The sequence below is a fragment of the Variovorax boronicumulans genome, from assembly GCF_009811375.1.
In the GTDB taxonomy this organism is placed as follows: domain Bacteria; phylum Pseudomonadota; class Gammaproteobacteria; order Burkholderiales; family Burkholderiaceae_C; genus Variovorax; species Variovorax boronicumulans.
Genome location: NZ_BKDH01000004.1, coordinates 23,802 through 37,001, shown reverse-complemented (window position 1 = coordinate 37,001; position 13,200 = coordinate 23,802). Strand labels below are relative to the sequence as shown.

Here is a 13,200-nt window from a genome sequence, read left to right as displayed (position 1 = left end):
GCGGTCAGCCCGGCCCGGGCTTGGGGCCGCGCGTGCCCAGCGAGAGGATCTCGTTGGCGTTGACGATGGCCGCGGCGATGTCTTCCATGGTGGTGCGCTTGCTCATGGCCTGTTCGCGGATCAGGTCGTGGGCCTGGCCTTCGGACACGTCGTGCGTCTTCATGAGGATGCTCTTGGCCTCGGCCAGCTGGCGCACGCCGAGCAGCTTGGCCTCGGTCTTGCGCAGGCGCCGCGCGAGCGAGCGGCTTTCCTTGTGGGCTTCGCGCGCGACCACCAGCGCCGACAGCAGGCCGAACGAGCGCACCGGCGACGGCAGCACGGCCTTGGCGCGGATCTCGAGCACGGCCTCGACGATGGTCGGGTTCTCGTAGGTCACGACGGCGATGACGGCGGGGGCGTCCTCGCTCTGGGTCCATTCGAAGCGCAGGTTGATGAAGTCGGGCTGCACGGCCATGAAGGCCACGTCGATGCCCTCGGGCAGGTGCTGCACGGGCGGCCAGAAGGCCTGCACCTGGCAGCCGATGCGCTGCAGTTGCTGGGTGAGCTGCCGGCCGTCTGCGTCGTCGGGGTGGATCACCGCGATCTTCAGCAGCCGCAGCTCCTTGAGCTGCGGTGGCGTCACCCGCAGGGTGTGTCGCTTGGGGGCTGTGCTGTCCACGGTCAGGGCTTTCTCTTGACGCTGCTGTCCGGGGTGCGTGCACAGGCCACCGGGTACTTCCCTCCGCGAATGTCCCCCGCCTTCGGCTCCTCCTTGATTTCGCTGCGGGAAGCACCCGGTGTCCTGCGCACGGGGACGCGCTGCCGGGGCTCGCCGATGAACGACCGCTGCGGGTTCATCCTAGAGCTCCAGCGCATCGAGCCGCGCCGTCCAGTCGCCCAGCGAGTGCGTGACGAGGTACGGGTCCGGGTACACCGGGCGCGTCGCCTGGCGCACGATGGTGAACTGCCCGTGCGCGTCGACGCGGCCGATGCGCGGGTACAGGCAGGTGTGGTGGTTGGTCGGGTCGATCTTCACGCGGCCCTGCGGCGCATCGAACTCGCTGCCCAGGATGTGCGGCAGGATCTCCGCGATGCCGTCCGTGCCCGCCTGCCGGAAGGCGTTGGCGAAGATGTGCATCTGGAAGTACGAGGCCTCCCAGCACAGGTTGGGCACGCAGCCGTCGCCGAAGCGCGCGCGCAGCCGCGTCAGGCAACGCTGGTTGGCGGGCGAGTCGATCGACTGGAAATACGGCGCCGCCGTGAAATGGCCCGTGGCCACGCCGGGGCCCATCTGCGAAATCTCGGCCTCCGAGGTGGTGAGGCTCGAGATGGGCATCGTCTTCGGGTCGAAGCCGGCCTCGGCATAGGCGCGGTACAGGCTGGCGGTGGAATCGCCCACCACCGTCGAGAAGATGAAGTCGGGCCGCTTGTCGCGGATGTCGTCCATGATCGCGCGGTAGTCCTTCTCGGTGGCGTCCAGCGCCACGTAGCGCTCGCCGAGCTTTTCGCTGCCGGGGCGTTGCATCACCAGCTCGCCCATGATGCGGTTCGACTCATAGGGGTAGATGTAGTCGGAGCCGATCAGGTACACGCGCGCGCCGAAGTTCGTGGTCATGAACTCGGCCAGCTGCACGCTGTTCTGGTTGGGCGCCGCGCCGGTGTAGATCACGTTGCCCGAGTACTCGAAGCCTTCGTACAGCGTGGGGTAGAACAGCAGCTTGTTCCACTTCTCGATCACCGGGATCACGGCCTTGCGGCTGCTCGACATGTAGCAGCCGAAGAGCACGTTCACGCGGTCCTGCACGATCAGCCGCTCGGCCAGCTGGGCGTAGCGCACGGGGTTCGATTGCGGGTCGTAGCGCACGGCCACGAGTTCGCGGCCGTCGACGCCGCCGGCCGCGTTGATCTCCTCGATGGCCAGCAGCGCGCCCTGCAACTGCGACAGGCCGATGGTCGAGGTGACGCCGGTCTCGGAATACAGAATGCCGACGCGAAGAGGGTCCCTGTCAGCCACTGGGGTGTCTCCTGGATGTGTGGGCCCTCATTGTGTGCTCCTCCCTGGCTTTCTTCATTCGGTCGGTCAATGGGCGGCGGCCAGCCGCGTGCTCATGCGGGCCAGCCGCGCGGGCAGGCTGCGCGCGTCGTCGGCGATGCAATAGTTGCGCCAGCCGAAGATGCGCCGCACGTACGCGTCGGCCGCGCCGTCCACCGCGATGCAGGCGCTGCGCACGCCGGCGTTGCGCGCCTCGGCCACGGCCTGGCGGGCGTCTTCGATCAGGTACTTCGGGTCGTGCACGTCGATGTCCGAGGGCGCGCCGTCGGTCACCAGCAGGATCGCGCGCGGCCCCGCCGGCTCGGCCTGCAGGTGCGAGGCCGCATGACGCAGCGCGGCGCCCATGCGCGTCGAGTAGCGCCCGCGCACCGCGCCGATCATGGCGCGCGAGGGCGCGGCCAGCGGCTGGCCGAACTCGAGCAGGCGGTAGTAGTACACCTCGGCGCGCGTGTTCGACGAGAAGCCGTGGATGGCGAGCCGGTCGATGCCGCGCGCGTTCGAGGCGGCGAGCAGCAGAGCGGCCTGCTTCTCGAGGTCGAGCAGCGACACGGCGCCGCCGCCGTGGCCCGCGTCGTTGGCCGACTCCGAGAGGTCGAGCAGCACCAGCACGCTCGACGGGCGCGGCCCCTTGCCGGGGCGCATGAACAGACGCGCATCGGGCCGCAGGCGCAGGCGGCGATCGACCAGCACCTCGATGGCCGCGTTGAGGTCGATGTCGTCGCCTTCCCACTGGCGGCGCAGGCGGTGCGTGCGGTCGAGGTGGTGCGCGCGGGGCAGGGCGAGCGGCACGATGCGCTCATGGCCCGCCGCTCCCGAAGCGCCCGCCGCGCCCAGGCCCTGCCACGCAGGCAGCTTCTCGATCACCGTGCACCAGTCGGGGCGCAGGCGCTCCTGCGTGCGGTCCCATTCGGGGTAGGTGTAGCGGCCGAGTTCCATGTCGGCGATGCCTTCGGGTGGCGCGTCGTTGCCTTCGTTCGATGCATCGGAAGGTGGTGGTGGCCGCGCGCCCGTCTGCTGCAGCGCGATGGCCTCGTCGGGCGGCGTCTCGGCCTCGCCGAAGTCCCACAGGTAGCTGTTGTCGTCGCGCCAGGGCGCGGGCACGGCGTAGTCCTGCGGCTCGAAGCGCACGCGCATCTGGCCCAGGTCGTTGGCGAGGATCGAGGCGACGGCGCGGAAGGCGTCGTAGTCTTCCAGGCCCGCGCGGGCGACCGTCTCCTCGAACAGGCGGCGCGCCTTGTTCACCCAGTGGTTGTCGTCCTGCGCCTCGGCGCGCAGCAGCACGCGGTCCATGCGCGCGACCAGCGCGGCAAAGCGCAGGTCCAGCGGATCGGGCGCGGGCGGCAGCGCGGCGGTGAACCAGCCGTGCAGGCCGGGAAAGTCGCGGCACAGCAGCCGCTCGACGCGTGCGTCTTCGATGGCCGAGACGATGGCGATGCCCATCGGCTTGAGCGCGCGCGCCGGCCGCGCAGGCGTCGAGTGGCGCAGGTGCGCGACCGCATGCGCGACCATCGCGCGGTGCAGGCGCGCGGCTTCGTCGCCCTCGGGCAGCAGCAGCCGGCGGCCCGCGAGTACCGCACGCGCACCGGCCAGCGGCTGCACGTCGACATCGACGCCGGCCAGCCCGCGGGCCAGCAGCGAGAGGGCGCCGTGCCCGTCGTTCATCCGAACTGCGCCTCGACAAAGCCCTGCAGCGCGCTCGCCATGTCGGGGTCGTCGGTGAGGGCGCGCGTCATCGTCATGTCGCAGCTGTCGCGCGGCGACACGCCGTCGCGGATCAGCACGCCCGCGTAGATCAGCATGCGCGTCGACACGCCCTCGTCGAGCCCGCGGTGCTTGAGCTCGCGCGAGCAGTGCGCAATGGCCACCAGCTTCGCGGCGAGCGCGGGGTCGACACCGGCCTCGTGCGCAACGATCTCCGCTTCGAGCGCGCCGTCGGGGTAGTCGAACTCCAGCGCCGCGAAGCGCTGGCGCGTCGAGGGCTTCATGTCCTTGGCGCTGCTCTGGTAGCCGGGGTTGTACGACACCACGAGCTGGAAGTCGGGGTGCGCGTGCACCAGCTCGCCCTTCTTGTCCAGCGGGAGGATGCGGCGTGCGTCGGTCAGCGGGTGGATCACCACGGTGGTGTCCTGCCGCGCCTCCACCACCTCGTCGAGGTAGCAGATGCCGCCGTGGCGCACCGCGAGCGTCAGCGGCCCGTCGTGCCAGGCCGTGCCGTTCGCGTCGAGCAGGTAGCGGCCCACGAGGTCCGACGCCGTCATGTCCTCGTTGCACGCGAGCGTGACCAGCGGCCGCCCGAGCGACCACGCCATGTGCTCCACGAAGCGCGTCTTGCCGCAGCCCGTCGGGCCTTTCAGGATCAGCGGCATGCGGTGGCGGTACGCGTGCCGGTACAGCGCCACCTCGTGGTCCGCGGGCCTGTAGAAGGGCTCGGTCTCGATGCGGTAGCTGGCGAGCGGGTCGTGCACGGGAGCGTTCATGGCGTGGCGAGCAGTTCCTGCAGGGCGTTGTCGATGAAGCGGGTGTCGACCGGGCTGCTGCCGCCGCCCGCGAAGTGGCCCCACACGCCGGGGATCGGGCGGCACTCGGCGTTCGGCATGTGCGACACCTCCCATTCGTTGTCGGCCACGGGAAAGTACAGGTCACGCTCGGCCGGCATCACGATCGCGCGCGCCCGGATGGCGCCCAGCGCTTTCTTGAAGTCGCCCTTGAACACCGGGTTGTCGCTGATGTCGCCGTGCTGCCACGACCACAGCATCGCGAGCAGGTTGTTCGCGTCCTTCTGCAAGAAGAAGCCTTCCCAGTAGCCTACGAGAAAGTCTTCGAGCGAGCTGAAGCCCAGTTCGCGCCACAGCTGCTGCATGTAGAAGGGCTGCGACAGGCCCCAGCCCGCGTACACGCGGCCCACCGCGCGCAGCCCGCGCGTCGGCGGCGCGGTGTACCAGCCGCCGTTCCACGCGGCGTCGGCCGTGAGCGCGGCCTTCACGCCTTCGAGGAACACGATGTTGTGCGGTGCCGTCTTCGCCGAACCGCAGAAGGGCGCGATGCGCTTCACCATCCCGGGGTAGAGGCACCCCCACTGGTTGGTCTGCTGCGCGCCCATCGACCAGCCCACCACCAGCGCGAGCTGTTCGATGCCGAACTGTTCGGTCACCAGCCGGTGCTGCAGCGTCACGTTGTCGTAGAGCGTGACGTTCGGAAAGCGCGCCAGGTTGTAGGGCTCGGGCGTGTTGCTCGGCGAGGACGACAGCCCGTTGCCCAGCATGTTGGGCACGATGATGAAGTACTTCGCCGGGTCCAGCGCCATGCCGGGGCCGATGAGCCATTCGTTGTCGGTGTGCTGGCCCGAGTACCAGGTCGGGTAGACGATGGCGTTGCTCTTCTGTGCGTTGAGCGTGCCGTAGGTCTTGTAGGCGAGCTTCGCGCCGCGCAGGGTGGCCCCCCGCTGCAGCGCGACATCGCCGAGTTCGAAGATGTCGTGGTCCATGGGGCGGCGTTTCAGCGGTGCTTGGCCGGTTCGTTCGGAATGCCCTCGATCGGGCACTCGGGCGTGCCGACCGTGGTGCGCGTGAACGACTCCACCCTCTCGCGCGTGCCCTCGGGGTCGTTGATCCACTGCGTGTAGAAGTTGTAGGGGCAGGCCGCCACGCCCTTGTCGCCGTCGCCCGAGTTGATGGTGCCGGTGTAGCCGCGGTGCACCAGCTTGAACAGGTGGTTCTGCGACTGGCCGTTCTTGCGCGCGTCGCGGATCAGGCCCATCGACAGCTCGGCGTAGTTGATGCCCATCTCTTCCTCGCCGCATTCGCCGAGCGTGCGGCCGTCGAAGCCGATGAGCGCCGAGTGGCCGAAGTACGAGTACACGCCGTCGAAGCCCGCCGCGTTGGCCACGGCCACGTAGGTGTTGTTCATGAAGGCCATGGCCTTGGACACCAGGATCTGCTGCTCCTTGGCCGGGTACATGTAGCCCTGGCAGCGGATGATGAGCTCGGCGCCGCGCATCGCGCAGTCGCGCCAGATCTCGGGGTAGTTGCCGTCGTCGCAAATGATCAGGCTCATCTTCATGCCCTTGGGGCCTTCGCTCACGTAGGTGCAGTCGCCCGGGTACCAGCCCTCGATGGGCACCCACGGCATGATCTTGCGGTACTTCTGGACGATCTCGCCCTGGTTGTTCATGAGGATCAGCGTGTTGTAGGGCGCCTTGTTCGGATGTTCCTCATGGCGCTCGCCGGTGAGCGAGAACACGCCCCACACGTTGGCGCGGCGGCAGGCGTCCGCGAAGATCGCGGTCTCCTCGCCGGGGATGGCCGACGCGGTGTCGTACATCTCCTTGGCGTCGTACATGATCCCGTGCGTGGAGTACTCGGGAAAGATCACCAGGTCCATGCCCGGCAGGCCTTTCTTCATGCCGACCAGCATCTCGCCGATCTTGCGTGCGTTGTCCAGCACCTCGGCCTTGGTGTGCAGGCGGGGCATCTTGTAGTTGACGACCGCGACGCCGACGCAATCGTTGCTGCTCGAAATATCACCATGTCTCATGACGCTGCTCCTGAAGGGGTGGTTGAAGAAAAAGAGGAAGGGCTACACGGTCAGGAAGGACCTGACCTTGTCCTGGTCGAGGCTCGCGCGCGCTTCGTCGTGCACGATGCGGCCCCGGTCGATGACGAGAAAGCGGTCGGCCAGGTCGAGCGCGAAGCTCAGCACCTGCTCCGACACCACGACGGCGAAGCCGCGTTCGGCGCGCAGCACGTTCAGCGTCTGCGCGATCTCCTTGATGATCGAAGGCTGGATGCCCTCGGTGGGTTCGTCGAGGATCAGCACCTTCGGCTCCGAGATGAGCGCGCGCGCAATCGCCAGCATCTGTTGCTGGCCGCCCGAGAGATTGCCGGCCTTGCGCTGCTTCATGTCCTTGAGCACGGGGAAGAAGGTGTAGAGGTAGTCGGGCACCGTGCGGTGGCCCGACCGGGCGGCGCCCGACAGGATGTTCTGCTCCACCGTGAGGAACGGAAACACCATGCGCCCCTGGGGCACGAAGGCCAGGCCCTGCGCCACGCGCTGGTAGCTGGGCAGCGTCGTGAGCTCGGTGCCGCTCAGGCGGATGTGGCCGCCGCGCGCGGGCAAGAGGCCGATGAGCGACTTCAGCAAGGTGGTCTTGCCCATGCCGTTGCGGCCCATGATGGCGACCGCCTCGTCGGGCGCGACGCGCAGCGACACATCGCGGATGACGTGCGACTCGCCATACGCCACGTTGAGGTCGGAGACTTCAAGCATCTGGATATCTCCTTTTCTCAATGGCCGAGGTACACGTCGATCACGCGCGGGTCGGCCTGCACCTCGGCCGCCGTGCCTTCGCTCAGCAACTTGCCCTGGTGCAGCACCGTGACGCGGTGCGCGATGCGCTTGACGAAGTCCATGTCGTGCTCGATGACGACCACCGACTTGCCGGCCGAGATGCGCCGCAGCAGGTCGCCGGTCTGCTCGCGCTCGCGCGGGCTCATGCCGGCCACGGGCTCGTCGAGCAGCAGCAGCTCGGGCTCCTGCATCAGCAGCATCCCGATCTCGAGCCACTGCTTTTGCCCATGGCTGAGCTGCCCGGCGCGGTGGCCCAGGCGATCGGCCAGGAAGACCTGCTCGGCCATCGCGTCGATGCGCGCACGCACGGCGGGCGTGCGGCGGAAGGTCAGCGACTGCAGCAGGCCGTGCATGCGCGGCAGCGAGATCTCGAAGTTCTCCAGCACCGTGAGGTCTTCGTACACCGAGGGCGTCTGGAACTTGCGGCCCACGCCGGCGCGCACGATCTCGTACTCGTTCAGGCGCCCGAGGTCCTGGCCGTTGAACAGCACGCGGCCCGCGCTGGGCTTGGTCTTGCCGCACACCATGTCCAGCAGCGTGGTCTTGCCGGCGCCGTTCGGGCCGATGATCACGCGCAACTCGTTGCGCTCGACCGAGAGGCTCAGCCCGTCCACGGCCTTGAAGCCGTCGAAGGACACGGTGAGGTCCTCGATGCGCAGGATCTGCTCGCTCGACGGCGGCACCGCCGAAGCGGCCTGCGGCAGCCCGCCGTTGGGCATCGTCATCGTGGCGTTCATGGTGCCACCTCCGCGGCACGGCGGCGCACGAGCTTTTCGCCCAGGCCCGCGAGCCCGTTCGGCATCGCCCACACCACGAGGATGAACACCGCGCCCAGCACGTACAGCCAGCCTTCGGGGAAGGTCTCCGACAGGTACGACTTGAGAAAGCCGATGAGCAGCGCGCCGATCACCGCGCCCGGAATCGACAGCCGCCCGCCGACCGCCGCGTAGATCACCATCTCGACCGAGGCCACGACACCGATCACGCCCGGCGCGATGAGCCCCACCTGCAGGCTGTAGAACGCACCGCCGATGGCCGACAGCACGGCGGCCACCGCGAACACGAAGGCCTTCATGTGCGCCGTGTTGTAGCCGCTGAAGCGCACGCGGTCTTCCTTGTCGCGGATGGCGATCAGCAGCTTGCCGAAGCGGCTGCGCACGATGGCGAGCGACACCATCATCACGAGCGCAATGGCCGCCACCTCGACGAAGTACATCGTGCGCTTGGCTTCATCGCCCGCGATGTCCCAGCCCAGCAGCGTGCGGAAATCGGTGATGCCGTTGGCGCCGCCGGTGTCGCCTTGCTGGCCGACCACCACCACCGTGAGCGTGAGCGCCAGCGACAGCGTGACGATCGCGAAGTACACGCCGCTCACGCGCCGCTTGAAGATCGCGTACGAGAACACGTAGGCCAGCACGGCGGGCACGACGAGGATGCCCACCACCGTCCAGCCCAGCGAGTGGAAGGGCTGCCACCACGTGGGCAGCTGCTCGACGCTGCTCCACACCATGAAGTCCGGCAGCTCGGGCGCCGAGGCCTCGAGCTTGAGGAACATCGCCATCATGTAGCCGCCCAGGCCGAAAAACATGCCCTGGCCCAGGCTCAGCACGCCGCCGTAGCCCCAGGTGAGCACCACGCCCACCGCGACGAACGCGAAGGCGAGGTACTTGCTCACGAGGTTGAGGCGGAACGCGTCGAGCGTGAGCGGCAGCACCACGGCCAGCAGCACCAGCACCGCTACCATCGCGCCGAGGTCGCGCTTGCGTTGAGGAGAAAGACCGTGCATGCCTCAGCTCCTCGAACGCGTGGCGAACAGGCCGTTCGGCCGGAAGTACAGCACCGCGATCACCAGCAGCAGGATCGTGGCCTTGGCCATCGAGCCGCTCATGAGGTACTCGAGCCAGGTCTGCGACTGCGCGATGGCAAAGCCCGAGAGCGCGGTGCCGATGAGGCTCTGCACGCCGCCGAACACCACCACGATGAACGAGTCGACGATGTACAGCTGGCCCGTGCCGGGGTTGGTCGAGCCGATCATCGTGAACACCGCGCCCGCGATGCCCGCCAGGCCCGAGCCCAGCGCGAAGGTCATCGCGTCGACGCGGTGCGTGTCGATGCCCACCGCGCCGGCAATGGCGCGGTTCTGCGTCACCGCGCGCACCTTCAGCCCCCACGGCGTGCGGTACAGCAGCAGGTACACGCCGACCGCCACCAGGGCCGTGAGCCCGACGATGAAGATGCGGTTCAGCGGCAGCTGGATGCCCGCCGTCGGCTCCCACGCCCCCGCCAGCCACGAGGCCAGCGGCACGCTCACTTCCTGCGCGCCGAAGATCGAGCGGTAGGCCTGCTGCAGCATGAGGCTCAGGCCCCAGGTGGCCAGCAGGGTGTCGAGCGGGCGGTCGTAGAAGAAGCGGATGAAGCCCCGCTCCAGCACATAGCCGAACGCGAAGGTCACGGCGAACGCGAACGGGATCGCGGCGAACAGGTACAGGTCCATGAAGCCCGGTGCGTAGTGTGCGAAGAAGCGCGCCGCCAGGTAGGTCATGTAGGCGCCCAGCGCCATCAGCTCGCCGTGCGCCATGTTGATGACGCCCATCAGGCCGAACACGATGGCCAGCCCGATGGCCATGAGCAGCAGGATGGTGAACAGGCTCACGCCGTTGAACACCTGCATCACCGCGATGTCGAAGTTCATCGCGTTCAGACCTTCGGGAAGGGGTTGGGCTCGACCAGCTGCGGCGATTCCCACACGATGTCGAACTGCCCGTCGGGCCGCGCGCGGCCCACGCGCACCTTCTTCCACACATGGTGGTTGGTGGCGTGGATGCGCACCGTGCCCTCGGGCGCCTCGATCTCCACGCCCGCGGCGGCGGCCGTGACCTTGTCCACGTCGAAGGACTTGGCCTTTTCCACCGCCAGCTTCCACAGGTACACGCTGTTGTAGGCCACCTCCATCGGGTCGCCGATCACGCGGTCCTGCCCGTACTTCGCCTTGAAGGCCTTCACGAACTTCTCGTTGGCCGGCGACTTGATGCTCTGGAAGTAGCCCATGCAGGCGTAGTAGCCGGCGGCGTTGTCCTTGCCGATGCCGTCGATCTCGTTCTCGGACACCACGGTCGAGAGCAGCACCTGCTTGGCGCCGTCCAGGCCCGCCGCGCGCAGCTGCTTGTAGAAGGCCACGTTGGAGCCGCCCACCACCGTGCTGTAGATGCAGTCGGGCTTGGCGGCCTTGATCTTGTTGATGATCGACGAGAACTCGGTGTGGCCCAGCGGCGCGTACTCTTCGCCGAGCACCTTGCCGCCGGCCTTCGCGATGGCGGGCTTGGCGATCTTGTTGCAGGTGCGCGGGTAGATGTAGTCGGAGCCGACGAGGAAGAAGTTCTTGCCCTTCTCGCGCGCCATCCATTCCACGGCCGCGATCACCGACTGCGTGGCTTCCTGCGAGGGGTAGAACACGCGCTTGTCCTGCTCCTGGCCTTCGTAGTAGGTCGGGTAGAACAGCAGGCCCTTGGCCTGGTTGAGCACTGGCAGGAGCGCCTTGCGCGAGGCCGAGGTGTAGCAGCCGATGATGGCCGCCACCTTGTCGCGCTCCAGCAGCTTGCGCGCCTTCTCGGCGAACACCGAGTTCTCGCTCGCGCCGTCTTCGACCACGGCCTCGATCTTCTTGCCCAGCACGCCGCCGGCGGCGTTGATCTCCTCGATGGCCAGCTTCTCGGCGTCGACCAGCGAAGCCTCGGCGATGGCGATGGTGCCCGAGAGCGAATGCAGCAGGCCTAGCTTCACGGTGGCGCCGTCCTGCGCGCGGGCCAGGCCGGCCACGCCGGAGGCGGCGCCCAGCACGATCATCGAGCCGCCGGTCTTCACGATCTGGCGGCGGTTGAAAGCGTTCGTCATGTCAAATTCCTTTGCTTTGGTTTTGTGCGAGTCATCAGGAACATCCGACCTTCGGCACCGCGTTTTGGGTGTCTCCTCCCGCCGCGCGGCCCCTGCAAACGAGCGCTGTGTTGCCAGTGCGTTTTCTCCGGGCAAGGCTGCGCCACCGGATGGCGCGCATCCGTTTGAAAAAGGCGTTGTTGCGACCGAAAAAACAAAAAAGCCCGAACCGGTGGTGAAACCGATTCGGGCTTAATTGCCCGACACCTCGCTGGCAGCACTGGCAGCGGGCGTCGTATGACTGGGAACGATTGCTCGTTGGGGCGGATTCTTCTCAACTCACCCCGGTGTGAACATACGCTTTTTCGCTAATTGGCGAAAGGGCGGCGCGTGTGCTATTCGCGCGCAGCGCCTGAACACATCAGCTGCGCGGGCGTGCGTAGTCCGACTCGATCCACGCGGTGGCGCTCGAGGTCGTGAGCCGGAACGCGGGCGACACGTTCACGCTCGCCAGCTCCGAGTCGTCGGCATCGTCATACGCCGTGAGCGTGGCCGAGGGGTTGTCTTCGTCGGGCACGATCGACAGCGCCACGCGGATGCGCTGGTCGTTGCGCGCGGTGACCGTCACGCTCTTGTTGAGCGTGGCGTGCAGCTGCTGTTCGTGGCGGCGGATCACCTCGGCGGCGGTCTTCACCAGCGTGTGGAAGGCGGGGGTGTCCAGCGGCTTGGGGTTCTTCTTGTCGCGGCCCATGGTCCAGGGGCCGACGAGCGCGGGCTCGGGGTCGCCGTGGCGGGTCATCTCGACGGCCCAGCCGTCGTCTTCCTCGTTCTTGATGATGCGGGCGGTCCAGAGGTCGTCGCGCCAGAGGCGGGGTTCCTGCAGGGGGAGGTGGTCGGGGGAATCGGTCGTCGTCATTCAGGGAGAGGCTTTGGGTCTTGCGCGGGGCATTGTCGCCCGGGGCGCGGGCGTGGAAGCTGCGCCAACGTACTGTTGCAAGCCCTCGACCAGTGCATCGAAGGCCACGCGGCAGCGCGGGCTGTGGCGCAGGTCTTCGTGCATCGTGACCCAGGTGTCGAGCTTGAGCGAGAGCGCGCGCGGCAGCAGGCGCACCAGCGCGGCGTCGCGCTTGGCCAGGCCCACCTGGCACACGCCGATGCCCGCGCCCGCGCGAATGAGGGCCAGCTGCGCGAGGTCGCTGTCGGTGCGCAGCGCAAAGGCATCGCGCGTGAAACCCGTGACCGACTTGAACGACTTGATCGCCTCGCGCACGAAGGCCGAAGGCTGGTCGTAGCCGATGAGCGCGTGCGCCGCCAGGTCGTCGGGCGTGCGCGGCGTGCCGTGGCGCGCGAGGTAGCTGGTGTGCGCGTGAAAGCCCAGCTCGATGTTCCCGATGCGGCGCGCCACCAGCTGCGCCTGCCGGGGCCGCACCATGCGCACGGCGATGTCGGCTTCGCGCCGCAGCAGGTCCTGCACGCGGTTGGTCGACACCAGCTCGACCTTCAGCGCCGGGTGCGCCTCGCGCAGCCGCGCCACGACGGGCGGCAGCACCTCCACCGCGACCACCTCGCTGACCGACACCCGCACCACGCCGCGCACGCCGTCGCCCTGGCTGCTGGCCGCGCGCTGCAGCGAGGCGGCGGTGCTTTCCATGGCCTCGGCGTGCGTGCGCAGCGCCAGCGCCACCTCGGTGGGCAGCAGGCCCACCTGCGAGCGGGTGAAGAGCACCACGCCGAGCGCTTCTTCGAGCGCCGCCACATGGCGCCCGACTGTGGGCTGCGTGATGCCGAGTGCGCGCGCCGCACCCGAGAGCGAACCCTCGCGCAGCACGCCGAGGAAGGAGCGGTACAGCTCCCAGCTGATGTTCCAGGTCATACGGAAATGTATGGTCGATGGTGCATGTTCGGCAATTCCATTCGAACCCCGTCCTGCCCAGAATTCGTCCATCGATCAC

13 protein-coding genes are annotated in these 13,200 nt (G+C 68.1%); all 13 read right to left on the bottom strand.

The window, feature by feature from the left end:
• Positions 1 to 4: 4 nt before the first annotated feature.
• Positions 5 to 658 carry an ANTAR domain-containing response regulator gene (locus VHAB30_RS25195; RefSeq protein WP_095948498.1) on the bottom strand — a complete coding sequence of 218 codons (654 nt, stop codon included), beginning with the start codon at positions 656 to 658 and terminating at the stop codon, positions 5 to 7.
• Between the two features lie 180 nt (positions 659 to 838).
• Positions 839 to 1,993 (bottom strand): transporter substrate-binding domain-containing protein, encoded by a 1,155-nt coding sequence (locus VHAB30_RS25190; RefSeq protein ID WP_095743106.1) that lies wholly within the window; start codon positions 1,991 to 1,993, stop codon positions 839 to 841.
• A 66-nt stretch (positions 1,994 to 2,059) separates the two neighbouring features.
• On the bottom strand, positions 2,060 to 3,694 hold the full coding sequence (locus VHAB30_RS25185; RefSeq protein WP_159278978.1) for a nitric oxide reductase activation protein NorD: 1,635 nt from the start codon (positions 3,692 to 3,694) through the stop codon (positions 2,060 to 2,062).
• A complete protein-coding gene (locus VHAB30_RS25180; protein ID WP_159278976.1) occupies positions 3,691 to 4,509 on the bottom strand; it encodes a CbbQ/NirQ/NorQ/GpvN family protein in 819 nt (272 codons plus the stop codon). The genes VHAB30_RS25185 and VHAB30_RS25180 overlap by 4 nt, the downstream gene beginning before the upstream one ends.
• On the bottom strand, positions 4,506 to 5,516 hold the full coding sequence (locus VHAB30_RS25175; RefSeq protein WP_159278975.1) for an alpha/beta fold hydrolase: 1,011 nt from the start codon (positions 5,514 to 5,516) through the stop codon (positions 4,506 to 4,508). Before VHAB30_RS25175 ends, VHAB30_RS25180 begins: the two co-directional genes overlap by 4 nt.
• 11 nt (positions 5,517 to 5,527) lie before the next feature.
• Complete coding sequence (locus tag VHAB30_RS25170; RefSeq protein ID WP_159278974.1) at positions 5,528 to 6,565, bottom strand: aliphatic amidase; 1,038 nt, start codon at positions 6,563 to 6,565, stop codon at positions 5,528 to 5,530.
• A gap of 42 nt (positions 6,566 to 6,607) precedes the next feature.
• A complete protein-coding gene (urtE, locus tag VHAB30_RS25165) occupies positions 6,608 to 7,297 on the bottom strand; it encodes an urea ABC transporter ATP-binding subunit UrtE (protein ID WP_159278973.1) in 690 nt (229 codons plus the stop codon).
• A gap of 17 nt (positions 7,298 to 7,314) precedes the next feature.
• Entirely contained in the window at positions 7,315 to 8,097 is a 783-nt protein-coding gene (urtD, locus tag VHAB30_RS25160; protein WP_070061447.1) for an urea ABC transporter ATP-binding protein UrtD, read from the bottom strand.
• Between the two features lie 14 nt (positions 8,098 to 8,111).
• Positions 8,112 to 9,164: an urea ABC transporter permease subunit UrtC gene (gene urtC / locus VHAB30_RS25155; RefSeq protein WP_159278972.1), complete on the bottom strand. Its 1,053-nt coding sequence runs from the start codon at positions 9,162 to 9,164 to the stop codon at positions 8,112 to 8,114.
• A 3-nt stretch (positions 9,165 to 9,167) separates the two neighbouring features.
• Positions 9,168 to 10,070: an urea ABC transporter permease subunit UrtB gene (gene urtB, locus VHAB30_RS25150; RefSeq protein WP_062470432.1), complete on the bottom strand. Its 903-nt coding sequence runs from the start codon at positions 10,068 to 10,070 to the stop codon at positions 9,168 to 9,170.
• Between the two features lie 5 nt (positions 10,071 to 10,075).
• On the bottom strand, positions 10,076 to 11,269 hold the full coding sequence (gene urtA, locus VHAB30_RS25145; RefSeq protein ID WP_159278971.1) for an urea ABC transporter substrate-binding protein: 1,194 nt from the start codon (positions 11,267 to 11,269) through the stop codon (positions 10,076 to 10,078).
• 400 nt (positions 11,270 to 11,669) lie between these two features.
• Positions 11,670 to 12,164, bottom strand: a complete 495-nt coding sequence (locus tag VHAB30_RS25140) for a hypothetical protein (RefSeq protein WP_095948507.1) — start codon at positions 12,162 to 12,164, stop codon at positions 11,670 to 11,672.
• Positions 12,165 to 13,121 carry a LysR family transcriptional regulator gene (locus tag VHAB30_RS25135; RefSeq protein WP_159278970.1) on the bottom strand — a complete coding sequence of 319 codons (957 nt, stop codon included), beginning with the start codon at positions 13,119 to 13,121 and terminating at the stop codon, positions 12,165 to 12,167. It abuts the gene before it with no gap.
• Positions 13,122 to 13,200: the final 79 nt, after the last annotated feature.